This is a genomic window from Pristimantibacillus sp. PTI5 (genome assembly GCF_048572955.1).
Classification (GTDB): Bacteria; Bacillota; Bacilli; order Paenibacillales; family Paenibacillaceae; genus Pristimantibacillus.
Genome location: NZ_CP183886.1, coordinates 5,375,669 through 5,396,607, shown reverse-complemented (window position 1 = coordinate 5,396,607; position 20,939 = coordinate 5,375,669). Strand labels below are relative to the sequence as shown.

The window sequence follows — 20,939 nt, the reverse complement described above, 5'->3', positions numbered from 1 at the left end:
GTTCGGAGGGCTTGTTTAGATTAATTTATAAGGCACAAGTATTAAAGTTGAAACTGTTCTCATCGAAGGAGAATCTAAATGACCCTCTATAGAAACGTTATTGTTGATGATCATTTCGTTGTACGGGAAGGCTTGAAGCTAATTCTAGAGACAAGCGAGCAATATCAATTGTTGGCGAAGCAAGAAACGGAAGTCCTTTGCTGTAAAAGCTAAAGAGGCCGCCTATAAATAGGCCGCCTCTTTTCTGTTATCGATTATCGTTTCACGCTCGTTTATGCTTTACCGAGGTGTCGCATAATCGCATAACTTCTTATTTATAAACTTCTGCATCATCTAGGGAATCCGGAGTAAACAGCAACTCCTAGTGAAAATGTGACGTATTCCCCTTTGACCTTGCTTTCTCGGTAATATGGATCTTTCTGAGAAAAAAACAAATCACTAAACCAACGACTACAAATCCAAGCGACCATAGGAATACCACTTGAAGAGAATCAACGAGAGCGGATTTCATGATAGGAACAACGTCGGTCAGAAACACGTGTGGCATTTGGCTGATGGTATCCGGACTTAACAAGGCAGAGAAAAGCTGCTGTGGGTCATGGTCCGCTTGTGAGATAATGGCATCTACCTCGGGACCTTTCTCCGGCATTTGGTTCAAAGCGGGAATTAGCTGATCGGTCAGATATTGACTGGATCGCAGATTCATGATCGCACCAAGCACTGTGATTCCAAATGTCCCGCCGATTTGCCGAAAGAAGGTGCTAGACGAGGTGACGAGCCCGAGATCGGATTGCGGGTAGCTTTCCTGAAGGGCTACTGTTAATCCCGGGAAAACCATCCCCATTCCAAGACCTAGTACAAGCATGGTGATCGTAACGGTTAATGTACTCGTGTAGAGCCCCATCATGGCAAGAAAGACAAAACCGACTGCCATGAGGAGCAAGCCTGCTGCCATCTGTATGCGAATACCTGTCTTCTCAATAATCAGTCCGCAAACAATACTGGCGCTGATCATGGTGACCGTGAGCGGCATCATAATGGTACCCGATGCGGATGGACTGAAGCCCATAATGCCCTGCATATATAAAGGGACAAACATCATCGCGCCAAACATCCCTACGCTCATCAAAAAACCAATCGAATTAATCAAGGTAAACGTGCGGTCTTTAAAAAAACGCATCGGCAATATAGGATCTGTCGCTCTTGTCTCTATCCTAATAAAGATCAGGACAAAGAGGAACGAAACGGCAAATAGACCGATGATTTGCCAAGAAGCCCAAGGGTAATCCTTCCCGCCTAACGTCAAGGCAAGCAATAGCCCGACAACCCCGATAACCATCGTCAACATACCTGCTATGTCAAAGCGAACAACTTCAAGGGAACGATGTTTCGGAAGCGCCATAGCGATTATGATCGTTGCGATAATGCCTACTGGGAGGTTAATGTAAAAGACCCATCTCCAATTCCAACTATCCACGATCCAGCCGCCCACCTGAGGACCAATGACACCGGCTAGTCCGAAAAGGGCGCCAAACATGCCCTGCCATCTTGCACGCTTTGCTCCAGTAAATAGATCCCCGACAATGATCATCGCCATGGGCATCATGATCCCGCCCCCTACTCCCTGAAGCGCCCGAAAAAGAACTAATTCCGTCATATTCTGTGACAAGCCGCATAAAGCTGAGCCAATAATGAATATCCCAAGACCGGTAACATACACTATTTTCCGACCGATCAGATCGGATAATTTGCCTGCGATTGGCACAATTACCGTCGAGGTCAGCATGTAGGAAGTCGATAACCACGCCATTAACCCCATGCCGCCAAGCTCACCGATAATTCTTGGCATTGCAGTACCGACAATCGTACCGTCAAGCGCGCCAAAAAGCATGGCGATAAATAGTCCGGTAAGCAGCAAACCCTGATGCTTCACTTCCTGCTTCTTTTCCATATGCACTAAAGACTGCGTAGCCTCCACGATTTGTCATCTCCTTTGTTTACATAAAGAAGTCCCGCCCTTTTGGAGAGAGCAGGACTTGGACCTTATTATTGTTTTGGGATGCGAAGCGCGTCACGGGTTACAATGTTAATCCTCCATCTACAGCAATGATGGAACCTGTCATGTAACTGGACTTATCGGAAGCGAGGAACACGACCATTTCCGCGAGTTCGCCAGGGTCGGCAAACCGGCCGATCCGCATGTTAGGAAACTCCTCCGGCACATAGCCGCTTTCCTGCATCATGGCCGGAACGCCTTGTGTCAGCGCCGTATCAACGCCGCCCGGACAGATCGCGTTTACACGAATGCCCTTTCTCACATATTCCAAAGCTGCGGCTTTGGTCAGTCCAACGACGGCATGTTTGCTCGCCGAATATACGGCGATGCTGTGTTCAGCTCGAATCCCAGCGGTTGAAGCTGTGTTAATGATTGACCCGTAACCCTGCTTCTCCATAACTTTGAGCACATGCTTAAGGCCAAGGAATACGCCACGTACATTGACGTCCATGACACGGTCAAATTCAGTCAGGTCGATCTCCGTCAGCATGGAAAATTTCTGGAGAACGCCTGCGTTGTTGAAGAAAGCGTCAATCTGTCCGTACGTTTCAACGGCGATGTTGACATAGCGCTCAACATCCTCGCTTTTCGATACATCGGCTTGAACGAATACACCTTCGCCGCCCTGCTCGCGGATAAGCTCAACCGTTTGTTCTCCCGTTGTTCGATTAAAATCCACTGCAACGATCTTCGATCCTGCTTGCGACAGCCTCAAGGAGGCTGCTCGTCCGATCCCGCTGCCTGCCCCAGTGACAATGACAATATGACGTTTCGTTTCCATGTTTTATCCCTCGTTTCCAGCCAGGTCCGCTACGATGGCCATGATTATTTCATTAGATAAGTTGGCTTGCGGAATGCCAGCTAATTGTTTGAGCGTAAAGGCTTTACCCATGCCAACCATCGGATTGGTCGAGATGCCCGGTAGATGTTTCTCCAGCACAGCGGTTGCCGCTTTACTCGACAGCAAATCGCCCAGCTTGCTATTCTCGTTAAAGGTCATGGCTATCTCCTCCGTTTTGTTCGTTTTATTGTCCGATCGGACGGCAGCATTAAATTGCTCGAGAAGCGCGGAAAGTGTCTCTTCCGTCATGGCTCCGCCAGTGAAAGGAAGCAGGGCGCGAAGCGGCATATACCGCATGGCAGCTGCCATCATTTCAGGGGATACGGCGTCTGAAGGCGTTTCGGATTGCGGCGCCATGCTTTGCAGTTGAGCAAGTACGGGGGCCGTTTGCGGATTCGCCATCAACTCACCCAGTGTCGTGTTACGGTGAAAGGTCGGCACAGTCACAGTCGTTGACTGTACATTCACGATCGCCTTCAGGGCGATGTCGCGAGAAGAGCTTCCGATCAGGACTTCGTATTCGCCGGATTCTACATGCCAACCTTTCAGTTCTGCGCAGTAATAGGCGAAACTTCGTTTATTTAAGGTAAGGGTAACGATTTGCTCTTCTCCCGGTTCCAGTGAGACCTTGGCAAAGCCTTTCAGTTCCTTCTCCGGACGAATGACACTAGGAGTAGCGTGACGTACGTACAGTTGGACGATTTCTTTCCCAAAGCGGCTACCCGTGTTCTTCACCCTCACCCTGACCTGAACGGTATCTTGGTCGGAAATGTCACCCTTATCAAGCAACAGATCGCTATAGGCAAAGGTGGTGTAACTTAAACCATAACCAAAGGGGAAAAGCGGCACGATATCCTTTGCATCGTAGTACCTATAACCGACTAAGAGCCCCTCCCGATACTCCACCCGGTCGCCTTCGCCTGGGAAATAGGGATGCGACGGATTCTGCTTCAAGCTTCTCGGAAAGGTTTCCGCCAGCTTTCCGCTTGGATTGGCGTCACCGAACAGCAAATCTGCAATCGCACCACCCGCTGCCTGTCCACCCAAGTAGGCTTCTAGTACGGCCTTTACGTTACTAAGCCAAGGCATCACAACCGGTGCTCCGTTGCTAAGGACGACCACAATATTCGACTGGACCGATGCGATTTGTTCAATCAGGTGAACTTGGTTCGCAGGTATACCAAGATGCGTCCGATCATATCCTTCGGATTCGTATCGATCGGGCAGTCCGACGAAAAGAATCGCCGTGTCGCATTCCTCAGCCAGTTGCTTGGCTTCATCGACTTGGGCATCCATGATGTCATCGCTATCCAAATTGTATCCTTGCGCATAGCGCACCTGAGTCTCGCTACCTGCCGATTTTGCGATTTCTTCCCTAATGCTATCTAGTTTTGTGGGTTTGATATGAGAGCTGCCACCGCCTTGATAGCGAACATGCTCTGCCATAGCACCGATGATCGCAATCTTGCCTTGTTTTGCGAGCGGGAGCAGCCCGCCGTCATTTTTCAGCAGCACCATCGTTTCCCGTGCGGTTTCGCGTGCTAACAGATGATGCGCCTCATGGTCGTATACCGCATTTTCTTTCTTGTTAACCACGGCTTTATAGATGACGGTTAAAAGCCGTTCCACCGCGAGGTCCAACGCCTTCTCGGACAGTTGCCCGTTCTTTATGGCCTCAACGATTTTATGTTGACCGACGCCATGGCTCGCCGGCATCTCCAGAGAGAGACTTGCCGCGACGCTGTCTGCGGCTTCGTTTACTGCGCCCCAGTCGGAAACGACAAACCCCTCGTGCCCCCATTCTTTCTTTAAAATAAGATTGAGTAAGGTTTCATTCTCGGAGCAATAGGTACCGTTCAGGCGATTGTACGCCGACATGACGGTCCATGGCTGCGATTTTGTGACGGCGATTTCGAATCCGGTGAGATAGATCTCACGCAATGTGCGCTCATCCACAACTGCGTCCGTCGTCATGCGGCGATGCTCCTGATTGTTAACGGCAAAATGCTTAAGGGACGTACCTACACCCTGGCTCTGAACACCCGCAATATGTGCGGAAGCCAGCTCGCCGGTCAGATAGGGATCCTCTGAGAAGTATTCGAAATTCCTGCCGCACAGCGGCGATCGTTTAATATTGGCGCCTGGACCAAGCAGAATGGCAACGCCCTCGGCCTGACTTTCTTTGCCTAGTGCTTGGCCTACACGCTCAATCAACTCCTGGTTCCAAGAGCTTGCCAGTCCAACTGCCGATGGGAAACACGTCGCAGGCACGCTCTCGTTCAGGCCTAGATGGTCCGCATCTCCAGCTTGTTTGCGAACGCCATGCGGACCGTCCGTCAACAAGATGGACGGTATGCCGAGACGGTCAATCGCTTTTGTCGACCAGAATGTCCCCCCCGAGCAAAGTCCGGCTTTCTCTTCTAATGTCATTGCTGCAATTAATGTGCTGATATTCTTTTCCATTATGGTGTCCTCCTAATCGCGTATCATTGCTGTAAGGGAATTGCCTTCAGTTTCTCATTCAATTGGTCGATTCCCTCGTTGGACAGAAGTCCATCGGCGAATTCGATGATCGTTTTTAACGGGACACCCATGGCATCCTGCAGCTGGGGACTGTTTTCCAGTACGGGCATTACTGACAGCACCATGCTTTTGCAAGCAGGATTTTTCCAAAGTACGCCTAATTGGACATCCACGGTGTATTCCACAATATTTTCATTCAAGTTGATATCTCCATGAGAGGGAAAATTGCCGAACACATTTCGGATCCAGGCGGTGCACAGTCCGAACCATTCGGCTGCATTAGCATCCGTCATCGAACGTAAACCGCTTGAGGTAACAGGCTTGGCTAATGACAAGCCATGCACGCCATTCTGGAAAATATGCATTTCAAAAGGCACTTTTGCTTTATCCATCGCTGATGCGAGAGCCAAAGCATTGTTAACAGGCACGAGCGTATCCGCAAAGGTATGGAAAATGAAAGCCGGCGGCGTCGCGGCATCCACCGTTTCGTCGACTCCGGGTATCGGCGCGGGGAGAATCCCCTCCATCGTCGCCAATATACAAGGGTAGCCCAGAATCATCGCGTTCGGTCTGACTCTCCCCATCGTGCCGAGTGCCGCGGCCAAGTGCCCGCCTGCAGAAAACCCGCATACCGCCACCTTATTAGGGTCGATTCCCCATTCCCCGCTGTGCTGACGTATCAGATCCAATGCTTCCTCCGCATCATTTAATGGTTTCGGGAAAACAGCATGCTGATTGAGCGAGTATCTAAGGACGAAGACATGATAACCTTCGGCCAGGAAGGCCATGGCGACCGGCTCTGCTTCCCTATCCGAACAGGCGCGATAGCCGCCGCCCGGTAGAATAAGAATGGCCGGGCGGATAAACGTGTTTGGCATTTCAGGCGATGAATCCAGAAGATAAGTCGTCAAAGTGACATTTTCGTTCTTCAACTTAAGAATGGATGTTTTCATCGGACCTCCCCATTTTCGTTAAGGATGTTTGGTTCTCGTAATCATCCTAATGGTATAGCAAGTAACTGTTTATCCAAATCGTCGAGTAATTCCGCTTCCATCGGATAGTAAGCAGACAGATCCCGAAACGACGCATCTCCAATTGAAACGCTTAGCGTATCCGGGTCAAGTGATAAACCGGGAGGAAGAATATTGTGAATGATGTCCTTCGCCGCTTCATGACGAAGCAGCTCGACCAGCGGCGTTGTCGTGCATAGCCGCTTAATATAACTCTTTGTCGGTGCATAGTGAAATTTGTAATTGCCGCTGACCAGTTCGATCCGTGCCTCTCCCTCCTGCTGTGCGCCGGCCAACCCGCTCGTTTCCCACATCTGACCGTTAATCATAAGCTTTTTCAAATCCGCATAAGGCAATCGAACGGTTGCGGTGGCGTTGAACGGTATCGTAAATTGGAATGTTAGCCTTCCTTCCTCATCGAAAGTCCACTCGCTCACATAGTCCCCTGCAGCCGATTGCACCTTCGCTTTAGCCCACTTAAGACGATAATCCGGCTGCGGCGCCAACTCGACATGGCGGAAGCCAGGGGCATCCTCCGTAGGATTGATGCCCGCAATCGTACGGTACATCCATTCCGCAATCGCCCCATAGGCGTAATGATTCAGTGAGTTCATGCCTGTGCCGCTGATCGTCCCGTCCGGCAGAATAGAATTCCACCGTTCCCAGATCGTCGTGGCTCCAAGCTTTACGGCATAGAGCCAGCTTGGGTAATCATCGTTAAGCAGCAGCGTATACGCCAGATCGTTGCACCCGATGTCAGACAGGACCTGGTTCAAGTACGGCGTGCCGACGAAACCGGTCTTCAGATGGTTCCGGTCGATTTTCATCCTCTTGCGCAGCCCCTCGACTGCTCTCGTCTTAAATGCGTCGGGGACCAGGTCCATGAACAAGGCTACCGCGTATGCGGTTTGCGTATCCAGCGCCAACCGTCCGTTCTTCGAGAAGAACTCGTCTTCGATCGCCGCCTTCACTTCATCCGATATCCGTTGGTAATACACCATGAGCTCCGTTCTCCCAAGTACCCGGGCCGCCTTTGCGAGCAGCGACGAGGAATAACGGTAGTACGCCGAGGCGATAAAGTCGGTATCTGTGCCGCCCATCGGGGAATCGGGATTACTGCCGTCCAATGCCAGCCAATCGCCAAAATGGAACCCAGTCGTCCACAGCCTTCTCCCTCCGGTCTCATCGTCCGCACGGATGATGAAGTCGACCCAGCCCTTCATGCTATCAAACTGTTGCTCCAGGATTGCCTTATCCCCGTAATGAAGATAGACATTCCACGGAATGATAGTCGCCGCATCCGCCCATGCGCTCGAACCGCCGCCCTGCACGTTGGATGCTGGCACAACCATCGGAACCATGCCATTACGTTCCTCTTGTTCGCGACCCATATCGTACCCGTACTTGCTGAAGAAGGCATATGCGTCCATATTGAAGCATGCCGTACCGGAGAACACCTGTGCATCCCCTGTCCACCCCATGCGCTCGTCTCGCTGCGGGCAGTCCGTAGGAATGTCAAGGAAGTTGCCTTTCTGACCCCACATCGCGTTCAGAAACAGCCGGTTCACGAGCTCGTTGCTTGTCTCGAAGCTGCCGGTCTCCTCCAAATCCGAGTAGATGACACAGCCGGTGAAGTCATCTGGGTTAAGCTCGCCTTGCCAGCCTTCAACTTTAACGTACCGGAATCCATAGAAGGTGAAGAACGGGCGAACAACTGCTTCCCGGCCGTCAGCCGTATACTGATATTCCGCTTTCGCCGTACGCAGGTTGTCACGATAGAAATTGCCGTTTTGCAGCACTTCTCCATACTGTAACCGGATAACTGTGCCCTTGGGTGCATTGGTGCGGAATCGGATCCAGCCGACCATGTTCTGCCCCATGTCTAGCACCGATTCGCCTGCAGGGGTATGAATGACAGTAATGGGTTTAAGTTCTTCTTTCACGACGACTGGCAGACTAAGTCGCGCTTTCAACCGGTCATAGCCTTGCCCACCCTCACGTACTGAAAAGATCTCCGACGAGACGAAAGTTGCGTCAACGATCTCGCCGTCATACAGATTGCCGCCGATAACTTTACTTTTGGCCGCTGTCCAGGTCGTATCCGAAGGAATAACGGCTGTTGTCCCGTCAGCATATGTCACGACGATTTCGCAGAGGAGCGCGAATTCGCTGCCGTATAGCTCAGCCGAATGACCGTCAAAGCCGAACCGCCCTTTATACAAGCCGTTGCCTAGACTGACTGACACCTTGTTCTCGCCTTGTAGGAGCAGCTCGGTTATATCGTACGTCTGATACTGCATCCACTTCTGGTAGGCGTTGAAGTGCGGCGCGAAATACTCGTCCCCGGCTTTTTCTCCGTTGATTAGCATTTCATACAGACCGAGCCCACAAACGTAAGCGCGAGCCGAAGCGATTGGTCCAGTGAGCTCGAACACACGGTTGAGAACCGGATGAATCTCCTTGTCCATATCGGGCACAATCCATTTTCCGCTCCACGGTTCATCCAGCAATGCTGTTTCGAACCATGCGGTATCACTTACGGCATGGTCGCCGTTGTCCGCCCATACTTCCACGCGCCAATAGTACCTTGTTCTCGGTAGCAATTCGATCGACAGATCGAAAGCAAGGCTGTCGATCTCCGCCCGTTTGCCACTGTCGTAGATGACGTTTGAGAAAGCCTCATCCAGAGCGATTTCATATCGAGCGGCAGACTGTTTCTTCGCGTCAGTCTCCGTTACAACGTAGGAAAGCCTTGGCCTGCCAAGCGAGAAACCCAGTGGGTTTATTATGCGGTTGGTCTTCAATCGGGTAATTTTCATAAGGCTCCACCTCAATTCAAATATTTCGATGCGTTATGTCTATAAAATATCAAAGCCGGCAAACAAAAAATATGTGCGATCACGCCATTTTAAGCGGTGCCCCTCCGATCATGAAAGAGGCGAAAAGCTGCAGGCGTCATGCCGCAACGCTCTCGGAAAAGCCTGTAGAAATAATGCATGTCATGAATGCCGACCGTCTCGGCGATCGATTGAACGCTCATTCGAGTATATTGAAGCAGCCCACAACCGTTACGTATTCTGATATCTTGAAGCATTTGTATAAAAGAACTTCCGGTAGAGGATTTAAATAACCTCTGAAAATGACGGGTGCTCATTGCGACAAATCCACTGACTTCCTGCAGGGTGAGTGGATTCATAAATTTTAAACACATCAGCTGTATCGCTTGATGAATCGGAGCCTCATCGTTCTCAAGATAGTGCATTGGAGCCTTTTCCGACTTGAATAGGAGTATTTCCAATAGCTGCGTCCATAACGAAACGAGTGCATCCCTGGAAATGGCCGTGTGCTGTTGTTCAATCAACATCTTGGCAAATATCGTTTCGCATTCACCGGTATCGTCATGATACACCTGCCAGCTCTGAGGAATGTGATGTGCTGCCTCGGTTATGCTTTCCGCATTGTATAGGCAGTTCATGATGCGTAACGGTAGTTTGCCTGATAAGTCCCGCGGCTGAAAGACATGCGATTCCCCTGCCGGTATCAGGTACAAATCCCCTCTGCGCGCGCGCAAAATTTTGTCCCCGATGTAATGCAAGCCTTCCCCTTCCACGACATAGGCAATTTCAATGAAATCATGGCGATGCCTGATCTGATAGGGCGATTCTTCGGTTATCATCGATTGGATCGACGCATCATTTTTGAAATAATAATGTCCGGGAAGCAACGGATATTCACTCATCTTAGATCCTCCTTTAGACCGGAAAGCATTAGTCATATAAAATCCAACCTAGCTGTATACTCCAAGTTTATAAGACACCATCACCACGTGATATAGCTCAATCTAAAGATGGGATAATGGAATCTTAACTAAAGGTGAGCGTCCGAAAATCACCGAAAAAGGCCGGCTTGCGCCGGCCTCTTAGGAAACTATTTGATAATGACGACTGGTCCGATCAAGCCATACGGTTGCGGTTGTCTCTTGGAATCGATTAACCGGAGCGCGTTATTTAACGTCGTTGCTACTTCAATCTCAATGGTGTTATTCCCTTCTCGTAAGAATGTACCGATACAGACGCGTCGTTCGATTTGATTGACCGCCTGGAGGACTTGTCCATTCACGCTCACCCGAAACGTATCGCATACTTCACCGAGTGCGAGAACAGCATTTGTCAACGATTCCGCGGACTCCTCAAGCCGGAACGATGTCCGATATCGACCGATTCCGGACTTATCCTGTAGTGCAGGAATATCCGACCATGCCCTCAATTCCTCCAGTTCCATCTCGATCATCTCGATCTTCGTTTCCGTTGGTACGGAGCCTGCCGTCCAACTCTCTATGGATAATGTCCAACTGTTTAATTCAATGGTCTCTCCGACCGTCGGTACAGCCAACTTCTCTGCCTCTATCTCTTGTATAGCCTCAGGCGTAACGACGATTAACACCGTCGCATTCGGCGCCAATCGAATCTTTGTAGCTACCCGTCCGCCGGCTACGGATTCCGTTTCCATCGCCTGAATCTTACCGTTCCAGGCGTCCAGCATATATATCCGTCCCTCTCCGATGAAATAGAGATCACCGTCGAACGCGGCTTCAAGACTTGGATTATACAGATAGTAGTAGTTTGCGCTGAGATCGCTGCGTCGGACGGACAGCACATGTTGGCTGCCGTCTACCCGGGCTGCGGGTGTAACAGAAAGCTGCCCCAACGCTTCGGCTACATCTTCTTGAGATTGAACGCTGCAGACGGTCGGCATCGCGCGAAGTCGCTCTATCCGTTGAACTAACTCGGCATCCTCCGTCTCCATCCGCTGCCGATCGCCATAGTAGGATATCGTACGGTCTGGCCCCCCGCCGACGAGGATGATCGGCAACTCCGCCTCCGCATAAGTGATCAGTCGGTCCGCAGTCTCGAGCGGCATGTCGGAGGGCATCCATTCCCCGTTATCCGTATTTTTGCGCATATCGACGATAACCGCCTTATACGCAGGTCCGTCAGCAGCAAGAGCGGGGTGACCGTCAAATGTACCGATGAATGCCGTATCGAACGCTAACAAAGCCGGACTAACGAAGTCGTAAGAATATCCTGCTTTCTCGTAAACGGTTTGCTCCGTCCCCATTCCGTGATGGACACCGTCGATATGATAACGATAGATCGCCAGATCCACCTTAGGCGTCCCGGAACGAAGAATGAACTGGTTCCGAGCCATGTAGTCGGTGATATCTCTTGCATGGAGGGAATTCGGTTGACGTTTGCCCCATTCGTTTGAAAACATCGTCCCCATGAGCGACAGACCCGGCCATTGGAATGCCTCAGCAAAATGTCCGGCAGCAGAAGCTGATTCGTAAGACATACCATGCATCACCGCTTGGTTGACGCCGGCCGCAAAGCCGCGATGAAGCTGCCACAGCAGTCCAAAGTCATGTCCCGTCCAAGTTTGCTTATAACCGTATCCCATCACTGCCCCGACTTCCATGGAGTATATCTCGCGTGCCGCTATATGCACGGCCCCGGATTGAAATCGATAGCCGTCCGTGCTGTCTCCAAAACCCAACGATTCGGTCTCTGGGACGTCCACCTCCATAAGACCGGACGTTAGCTCCGTTGGCAGACCGTATGTTTGGTAACGGAGCTTCATGTTATGACGGTTGGCCCACTCCCGTAAGGCGCGAAGGTGATTGTCACGGAACATGTCCGTTAACGTAAGAAAGAAGTCGTTCCGGATACGGTGATTCGCTGATCGGTCCGAGAAATCGTATTCCGAATCCCCGTCCGGGTTCCGATCGCTTAATTGATAGAGCCCACTGATAAAAATCGACGGCAAATAAGGGGCGAGATGATATCCTCGGCGCATCCGGAATTCGTTCAACAGTTCTCGCGTCCAGATGGCGACCGGCATCGGCGTTCCACCATACATGCCACCGAGCATTGTTGCGTTCAGCTCGATGGAATCACAGAACAAACACCCCGCATTTTTCTCGTACAAAGCCCTGATGACTGGATCGCTAAAAAGACGCTCGTCCCAATACCCTACGACTGCATCAACCGAATCCTTCGAGAAGTGATCGAGCACGGGAGCGGTCGCGGAGTCATTCATTTGACCGTTCGTTTGGCTCCAGAATCCGAATAGACACCACTCTCCTTCGGAAGGCGGCGTCCATGCCAACCGGTGTCCCGAACCGTCAACGGAAACCAGGGAGCTCAAATCGACGGCCGAGTCCAAATCCAGCGTAATCCGTTTGCCGACCGATGCGCCAACATGCTTGCGTGCCGCAGTAACAGCCACCAGTTTACAGGTGCGTTCGAGGTCGACGGTTTCGGATGCGGGGATTGGACCCTTAAACGAACCGGTAAATGATAACGTGCCGACGTGAAGGCCTTGAGTACATCGATAGTCGTTTCTATCCTTAATTGCAGGAGTTGCGATAGGCCAAAGCGGCCCCACGGTGAAGTCGAGTTGAAAATCTAGTGGAATTGCCACTTCCAGGGCCGCCTTCATACGATCGTTCCACTCGTCGGAGCCGAAGCCGTATTTTCCGTAATCTGCCTTGTCTACATCAGCCGTAGGAATTGCGAAGAAATCAATAATTTCCGCACCGCCGTATCCCGCGCTCACCAGCCACTCGATCTCCCGTTTGATTTCATCATTATGCATGAACGCTCCTGGCAGCCACCATCTCATCTTCGGTCTGAACCGTTTAGATGGACTCTGGAATTGTCGTACAATCTCCTTCATTGTGCATAGCCTCCTTTTAAAATAGAAAGTCGGCTTCGGATGGTACCGAAGCCGACCCTCTTCGAATCGTTTATTTCACAGAATCATACCACGCGTTAATTTCCTTTGTAATATCGTCGCCGCCGGATGATCTCCACTTCTCGACGAATGCATCTAAAGCGTCAACTGGCTGCTTGCCGTAGATGATCTCCGTGAACGTATCCATCTGCATTTTTTTGAGCAGTTCGTTGCGGGAAGACATCGTAGGTGTAGCAGGGCCCTGGAAGTACTCCGGAACATCTGCATCCGTCTGAGTAGCAATTACCAGCGTAGCTTGATCTGTGATTTTCTCTAACGGGTTACTTTCATCTGCACCAAAAATAGCAGAGGTAGCGAATGCGGCCAGTTCCTGATTGGATAGTTCCTCGCCTTTTGCCCGCTTCAGCGTTGCTTCTAGCAATTTGGAAGGATATACCGTCTGGGCCCCGGAAATGGTATATTTCATCGTCGCAACCTTGCCGCCCGTAATTTTCTTCTCATCTACAATCGCTTTGCTGTCCTGAATGACATAATCGTAGCCTTCCTGGAACCCTTTGAAAAGGAACGGATCATCGGTGTTGTACGATTCGTATAGTGCATTCTGATAATGAAAGAACGCCTGCAGCGCCTCGTCAGAGATGTCCTTGCTGATTAGGATCGCGCCCGTATACGGACTCGCAATCGTGCGCATATTTTCGCCGTTGTTTCCTTTCGGAAGCAGATAAGGAACATACATCGCAGTAGGGTTCGATGCCAGCATCATCGAGCCCGGATATACCATCAGCCAGTTCTCGCCGCCCAGCATGCCGACTTTGCCGGTAGCGACATTCTCAGCTACTTTGTTGAAGTCATGAAGCGCAATGTCTTGAGCAATATAGCCTTTATCTTTCCACTCTTTCAATTTTGCCAACGCTTCTTTGATACCCGGCTGCACGGAACCATATTGGAGTTTGCCGTCTTTCCCTGGATACCAGCGTTCAGGAATCGCACCGAACAATCCAAAAATCCACGAGGAATCTCCGACCGGATAACCGAGGAACGCGTCTTTCATCCCGAAATCAAGCGCCACCGTATCTTTCTTACCGTTCCCGTCCGGATCCTTATTGACAAACGCGTCCATCACGACTTCAAATTCTTCAATAGTAGCCGGAGCCTTCAATCCTAATTTGTCCAACCAATCTTGTCGAATCCAGAGCGGGGATTGCGTACCCATTGTAGGTCTCAGAACCGGAAGAGCGTATTTTTTGCCGTCCTTCATGAACGGATGCCATGCCTCCGGCACTTCGGACATCGCCGCTTTATACGTCTCCGATGCGTACTTCTCGAACGCTTCGCCGACATCCAATACTTTTCCGGACTCGATGAACATGTTCGTCGTATTCGGCTGTGTGGAAACGAAAACATCCGGCAGCTCTTCGCCTGAGGATAGCATCAGTTTCAGCTTGGTGTCGTAGGAACCATCCGCGCTCGGCGAGCTCCACAATGTTTTGATGTCTACGCCAAGCGCTTCTTTCGCCCAACGTGTGTGCACGTTGTCGGCGTACGTCTCGTTGTTTTTGAATTTGGCCGTCGGATCCTCGCCACGAACCATTGTAATCGTGACGGCCGGTTCGATCTTGCCGTTCACGATATTCAGCTCCGATGCGTTTGCTTTAGAATCAGAACCTTTGTTGTTTGATGTGGAGCCGTTGCCCTCCTTATTGTTGCTGCTGCAGGCTGCCAGCGAAGCGGTCAGGACGACCACGGCCAGCGTTGTGGAGAAAAACCTCCCTTTTTTGCCCATACTCTTAACCCCCGTCTATTCGTTATTGTCGTTGCAAGCTTAATTATAAAAACGCTTTCAATAGGTTGATATAACGCATCATTAATTTGCTATAGCTATATCTTAACATCAGACTGCAAATGGTTTGCGCTATTCCTTGACCGCACCGATGACGATGCCTTGCGTGAAAAACTTCTGTAGGACCGGATAGATGAAGAGAATCGGAAGCGCTCCAATAATAATTTGGGCTGAGCCTATCGAACGACTGTTCAATTTGGCGACCTCTTCGGCATTGCTCGCATCGATAATCGGCACTGCAATAATTGATTTCAAGAACGTACTCAGCGGAACATTATCCGTCCTCATATAGATTGACCCCATCAACCATTCATTCCAATCATTGACGACCATGAACATACCCACCGTTGCAAGGACAGGCATCGACAGCGGCAGGAACATTCGCGAAAATACCTGCCAATGATTCGCTCCATCCATAAAAGCGGCTTCCTCCAGTTCTTTGGGCAGTGCTTTAAAGAAGTTCATAAGCAGGATCAAATAAAAGACATTCACAAGGGATGGAAGGACCAACGCCCAGATGGAATCGTAAAGACCTATTTTCGTTACCACAAGGTAAGTCGGGATCATACCGCCGTTAAAAAGCATGGCCACGATGAAGAAGCCGACGAACCCCTTATACCCGGCGATCCCGTCTCTTCCCCCTTCCTTGGATAACACGTAAGCTGCCAAACAGTTGACAAGCAATCCCAGCAGCAGGCTCAAAGCAGTCCGCTCGATGGAGACCCAGACGGAGTCCAGTAGTCTGGGATTCTCCAATGCAACAACATAGGCATTGAAATTCAACCCTTGCGGCCAAAAGGTTACGCTGTTCGATAGAATGGCTGCACTCGAGCTGAGTGAGAGCGAAACCACATGTACTAGAGGGACAATACAAATGACGGCAAGAAAAATCATTAAGACGTTGTTAAACCTTTGAAACCATCGTTCTGGTGATGATATTGTTTGCATCGTGATCACTCCTTAGAAAATTTTGTATCCGGCGACTTTATGGGCCACCCGGTAAGCACCGACGATTAAAATCAAGCCGACCACCGATTTGAACAAACCGATTGCCGTACCAAAGCTATAGTTCCCATCGATGAGGCCGATCCGATAGACGAAAGTATCGATGATATCCCCTTTTTCATAAACAAGAGGATTATACAGGTTAAAGATCTGATCAAACCCCGCATTCAGAACTTGGCTAATCGACAGGGCAAGAACGACGGCAATGGTTGGAATGATGGACGGCAGTGTAACGTGCAGCGTCTGTTTCCATTTGCCGGCACCATCTAACTGTGCGGCTTCATAGAGGGCTGGGTTAATCCCCGCCAAAGCCGCTAGAAAAATGATGGAGCCGTAACCGAACTCTTTCCATACCTCGCTCGAAACGATTGTTGCCAGAAACCAATTGTTGTCACCCAGGAAGAAGATCGGTTCCCTGCCGAGCGCTGCAAGCATCTGATTCACCAACCCTGTCTCAGGATCCAGCAGTTCCATAAATATACCGCCGAGCACAACCCACGACAAGAAATGCGGTAGAAAAACAAATGTTTGGACAGTATTACGAACGAATTTCTTCCGCACCTCGTTTAGGAGCAATGCGAACGTTAACGTCGACATCACGCCAAAGACGAGTTTGAGCAATGCGATTCGAAGCGTGTTCCAAATAACCTGTACGCTGTCTGGATATTCGAACAAAAACTTGAATTGATCTAAGCCAACCCATTTAGAACCCATAATGCCCAAGTAAGGCTTGTACTCTTGAAAGGCCATGACCAGGCCGCCCATCGGAAGGTAGATAAAAATAATCGTGAGTACGATCGCCGGAAGCAACATGAGATATAATTGCCATCTATCCCTTCTGCGGACGATTCTTCTCCTCTTTCTCTGGCCAGCGGTATCCGTTGCGGTCTTTATTATTGTCTCCATAATTTCCCCCTATATCTTGAAGTCGATGTGTTACCATCATTGTAAGACAGGGACTTTATCCTCTGATATAGAGCGATACAAACATGTATAACGTTATCTTAATTTCGCGTTTGTTTTCCCTTCCTGTGCATTGTAAAAGGGCAGAAGGATGCCTACAATGAAGAGCATACACGCGCAAAGGAATCGATACTATGATCAAACAATACCGTACATTTTTCAGCATTCTTCTGCTGACCCTGCTGTCTACCGTTATCGTCATGATTATGTATACGTATACGGTCAATATCAGCCTGAAGACGGTTCGGGACGACATCCAGTCCAATAACCTGAATCGGCTCCGATTTCTTGTGATTAATTTGGATCATAATGTTAAACAGTTAAACATGCTGGCAACAGCTCTCCAGGCGGACACCAAGGTCGGACTCCTTCCGTCGATCGACATTATGGATAGTTACGATCAGGTGCGGCTTACGATGGATCTATCGGATAAAATGCATCTCCAGAGTTTTTCAGAAGGCTGGGATAATCAAATCTCGATCTACGCATCCCGAATTAACCAATGGATCGGATCGGTACCAGGTCAACATTCCCCTCCAACCGGAGTGACGAGCGGGGTGTGGACGCTTGACCCTGCTCTGAGACTATTTACAACCTATCGATCCTACAACGGCTATACCATTCGCGTGACGTTCCCGGAGAATAACCTTAAGGAAATACTGGACAGGGCTATGATCGGCAACAATGATCCATTCTTTTTTCATCCGGATAATCCCGTCATTAATAATCGCCTTACAAATTCCGGGAATTCGGACAAAATATTATCTCAGCTTTCCCCTCTTCTTGCGGGTCGACAGGAAGGAAGCGACGTCGTTTCGGTTGAAGGTACCAATTATCTGGTGAATTTCATGAAATCGGAGACATTGGGCTGGTATGCGGTGGATTATTTACCCTTGGACGAAGCGCTCCAACCGATCGTGAGAACGAAATACTTCTTTTATATTGCCTGTATCATGTTGTTTTTGGCGGGGATGGTTATCGTCCTTTTTCTCTACCGGAAAGTGCAGGTGCCGATCATCACGCTTCTTAAGGGCGTACGTTTGTTGAAACACGGGAATTTCTCTCACCGCATTAAGAAAGTAAGCCGGAACGAATTCGATTTGTTGTATGACAACTTCAACGATATGGCGGAACAGATCGAGGATTTGATCGAGAAGGTATTTAAGGAGAAAATCGTATCCAGAGAGGCGATGATCAAACAGCTGCAAGCACAAATCAATCCGCACTTTCTTTATAACTGTTTGTTCTTCATCAACAACATGACCAGGCTAGGCAATGACGTAGCCGTGACGGCAATGACACAGAATCTGGCCGAGTATTTCCGTTACACGACAAGATTGGACGAGCCCATGACCTTGCTGGAGAAGGAATTAGGCGTTGTCGATAATTATCTCACGATCCAATGCTTGAGGATGGAACGGCTGCGATACGAGATCGACATTCCGGAATCGATGAAACGGCTGCCCGTCCCGAAGCTGCTGATTCAGCCTTTGGTTGAGAATAGCGTCATCCATGGCATTGAGAATAAACAACGTGCAGGACTTGTCCGAATCACTGGGAGAGAAGAAGAGAATCGGTACCGTCTAACCATTGAGGATGACGGCAAGGGCATGACGGATAAGGATATTCAAACATTACTGGAGCGAATCAAACAGCCGCTCGAGGATACCATGGGCTGTGCGTTATGGAATATCCATCAACGCATGCTCATTCATTTCGAGGAGCTTTCCGGTATGGACATCGGACATAGCGCACTCGGCGGGCTCAGCGTCACCTTATACTGGACCAGACCAAAACGACAGGAGGATTAACGCATGTACCAGTTATTGATCGTCGATGATGAAACCTCTGTCGTCGATAGTCTGGCCTTAACCATTCCTTGGGAAGAGTACGGCATCGAGGAAGTCCACCGCGCCTACTCAGCGCAGGAAGCGCTGTCGCTTGTAACGAAGCAAGCCGTCGATATTATCATTACCGACATTCGGATGCCAGAGATGGATGGATTAGAGCTGATCGAGCGCGTCCGGCATTTTTCACGAAAGATTAGGTGCATCATCTTGTCCGGGCATGATGAATTTGAGTACGCTCAAAAAGCGATCCTGTACCAAACGATGAATTATTTGTTGAAACCCGTCGATGTAGGCGAGCTGATTCGTTCGGTCGAGACGGCCATTCAGGACATCGAGCGCGAGTGGGCCGAAATCAGCTCTTACGAGCGCATTAAGCATACGCTGCATGCGAACAAACCGCTACTCCAAAATCAGCTGTTGAACGATCTGCTTCAGAAAAAAACCATGCAGCCAGAAGTCTTGCAAGAGCGTTTAGCAATGCTCGATCTACCGTTCAGAACAGCCGATCCGTTCGTTTTGATGGTCGTTCGGTTAGAGGAGGATTTCTCGGGATATGACCTTCACTCACTCTCACTCCTTGAATTTGCCGTCACCAATATCGCCGAAGAAGTATTTCAAGAGCTGTTCGAATTGTGGCACTGCATCACGGAACAGGGATATCTGGTATTTTTGATCAAGTCAACCGATAACAATGCATTGCCATTAGTCGACTCCTGTGCGGTTAAGTTGCAGAATCATGTCCAGAAATATTTGAAGGGCTCGCTTTCCATCTGTCTGAGCAGTGTCCGGAACTTTCCCGATGCCCTTTCGGATCTGTACCATGCCTCTGTATCTGCAATTAACCGCAACGTTGGACGGAACAAGAGTTATTTTATTACGGTGGATGATACGGCTGCGACCGTGCAACCCCGCAGTATTATCAATCTGCACGAACCCCCGCTACTCCCGTCTCTGCTCGAAACGGGAAATTGGGACGAGGCGCTCGCCAAGATCAGACGAATCCTGTCTATCGGGGACGTAAAAACTGATCTTTCAAGCGACCAGTTATTCACGATCCTTCTCTACCTCTCGTCCTCCTTAAGCCTGTCGTTATCGGCCGAAGACGGTACCATCGAAGAGCAGTTTGGCGAAGAATTCGACCTTCTTCTGCGGAAGAAAAGCCAACTCTCCGGACAACGAATCTACGACTGGGCTGAAAAGATCGTCCATGCTATCCGGGCCAAAGCTTCGAATCAGATGGAAGATTCCCATCAGTTGATCGCTTCGAAAGTCCGGACGTTTATCCAGGAGCATCTTGCAGAAGGTATCTCTTTGCAGACTATTGCGGACTACATCGGTTTGCACCCCGTCTATCTGTCCAAAGTCTACAAAACTGTGACAAGCGAGACGATCGGTGATTATTTGTATCGGATCCGGATGGAACGCGCCGCACATCTGCTGCTTCATACGGACTTGAAAATAACCGAGATTAGCAGTCAGTTAGGTATTCTGGCGCCTCCGCATTTCATTAAGATCTTCAAAAAGCATTATGGCAGCACGCCCCAGGAATTCCGTAATAAATAAGTAATAAATAAATAAATAAATAAATGAATGAATAACCCTTTCCCCCTCGGAAAGGGTTATCCGCACTTTATCCATTGAAATGTTTGTCTTAGTGATTAGTTTAGAAATAAACCAAAGCGGCCAATGACAACTTCCTTCTCACGATCATCGAGTATATCCAAATTTTTATATATCTCCGACTTTTCAATCTTCGACTGCACCTTATCAGCGATATCATCAGCCTCCGTGCCGAGGATATCAATTAATGTAGTCTCGTTTCCTTCCTTGTCCGTGCCAATCGGATCATGCAAAGAAACATCCTTCCGCGACTTCTTCAAAGACCGCAGATGCATAAGTAATTCATTCTCAGTACAGCGGGCCTCGAACGTCGCGAGCTTCGTGCCTTTCCCGGTTTGGAATCTCTCGATCGCCTTGATCAGTCCAATCGTCCGATCGAGATCAATTCCTCGAGATCCTCCCCAGTATTGTCGAATTTTATGACGTTTTGGATACTACCTGACGTAGTATATCTTGTCGATGAGACTGTACCATTTGC

12 protein-coding genes and 2 pseudogenes are annotated in these 20,939 nt (G+C 49.6%); 3 read left to right on the top strand and 11 right to left on the bottom strand.

Features of this window, described 5'->3' with window-relative positions; genetic code table 11:
• Positions 1–78 precede the first annotated feature (78 nt).
• A pseudogene (locus ACN6MW_RS23990) lies at positions 79–203 on the top strand (DNA-binding response regulator); the annotation flags it as partial.
• A 158-nt stretch (positions 204–361) separates the two neighbouring features.
• Here ACN6MW_RS23990 and ACN6MW_RS23985 read toward each other — a convergent pair.
• The 10 genes from ACN6MW_RS23985 to ACN6MW_RS23940 all read right to left on the bottom strand — a co-directional run bounded on the left by ACN6MW_RS23985 (position 362) and on the right by ACN6MW_RS23940 (position 16,934).
• On the bottom strand, positions 362–1,951 hold the full coding sequence (locus ACN6MW_RS23985) for an MDR family MFS transporter (RefSeq protein WP_419876430.1): 1,590 nt from the start codon (positions 1,949–1,951) through the stop codon (positions 362–364).
• Positions 1,952–2,078: 127 nt separating this feature from the next.
• The gene (locus ACN6MW_RS23980; protein ID WP_419872388.1) at positions 2,079–2,837 is read right to left on the bottom strand and encodes an SDR family NAD(P)-dependent oxidoreductase; all 759 of its coding nucleotides are present in this window, start codon (positions 2,835–2,837) and stop codon (positions 2,079–2,081) included.
• Between the two features lie 3 nt (positions 2,838–2,840).
• A complete protein-coding gene (locus ACN6MW_RS23975; RefSeq protein WP_419872387.1) occupies positions 2,841–5,360 on the bottom strand; it encodes a beta-glucosidase family protein in 2,520 nt (839 codons plus the stop codon).
• 23 nt (positions 5,361–5,383) lie between these two features.
• Positions 5,384–6,373 (bottom strand): alpha/beta hydrolase, encoded by a 990-nt coding sequence (locus tag ACN6MW_RS23970; protein ID WP_419872386.1) that lies wholly within the window; start codon positions 6,371–6,373, stop codon positions 5,384–5,386.
• 41 nt (positions 6,374–6,414) lie between these two features.
• Positions 6,415–9,249, bottom strand: coding sequence for a family 78 glycoside hydrolase catalytic domain (locus ACN6MW_RS23965; protein ID WP_419872385.1), 2,835 nt, complete (start codon positions 9,247–9,249; stop codon positions 6,415–6,417).
• Between the two features lie 89 nt (positions 9,250–9,338).
• On the bottom strand, positions 9,339–10,169 hold the full coding sequence (locus ACN6MW_RS23960; protein WP_419872384.1) for an AraC family transcriptional regulator: 831 nt from the start codon (positions 10,167–10,169) through the stop codon (positions 9,339–9,341).
• Positions 10,170–10,357: 188 nt separating this feature from the next.
• Positions 10,358–13,165, bottom strand: a complete 2,808-nt coding sequence (locus ACN6MW_RS23955; protein ID WP_419872383.1) for a glycosyl hydrolase — start codon at positions 13,163–13,165, stop codon at positions 10,358–10,360.
• Between the two features lie 70 nt (positions 13,166–13,235).
• Positions 13,236–14,966 carry an extracellular solute-binding protein gene (locus tag ACN6MW_RS23950; RefSeq protein WP_419872382.1) on the bottom strand — a complete coding sequence of 577 codons (1,731 nt, stop codon included), beginning with the start codon at positions 14,964–14,966 and terminating at the stop codon, positions 13,236–13,238.
• A 129-nt stretch (positions 14,967–15,095) separates the two neighbouring features.
• On the bottom strand, positions 15,096–15,971 hold the full coding sequence (locus ACN6MW_RS23945; RefSeq protein WP_419872381.1) for a carbohydrate ABC transporter permease: 876 nt from the start codon (positions 15,969–15,971) through the stop codon (positions 15,096–15,098).
• Positions 15,972–15,983: 12 nt separating this feature from the next.
• A complete protein-coding gene (locus ACN6MW_RS23940) occupies positions 15,984–16,934 on the bottom strand; it encodes an ABC transporter permease (RefSeq protein WP_419872380.1) in 951 nt (316 codons plus the stop codon).
• A gap of 191 nt (positions 16,935–17,125) precedes the next feature.
• Here ACN6MW_RS23940 and ACN6MW_RS23935 point away from each other — a divergent pair, with 191 nt between their 5' ends.
• On the top strand, positions 17,126–18,802 hold the full coding sequence (locus ACN6MW_RS23935; protein WP_419872379.1) for a sensor histidine kinase: 1,677 nt from the start codon (positions 17,126–17,128) through the stop codon (positions 18,800–18,802).
• A gap of 3 nt (positions 18,803–18,805) precedes the next feature.
• A complete protein-coding gene (locus ACN6MW_RS23930) occupies positions 18,806–20,404 on the top strand; it encodes a response regulator transcription factor (RefSeq protein WP_419872378.1) in 1,599 nt (532 codons plus the stop codon).
• A 107-nt stretch (positions 20,405–20,511) separates the two neighbouring features.
• Here the strand turns inward: ACN6MW_RS23930 and ACN6MW_RS23925 are convergent.
• A pseudogene (locus tag ACN6MW_RS23925) lies at positions 20,512–20,894 on the bottom strand (sigma factor); the annotation flags it as partial.
• Positions 20,895–20,939 lie beyond the last annotated feature (45 nt).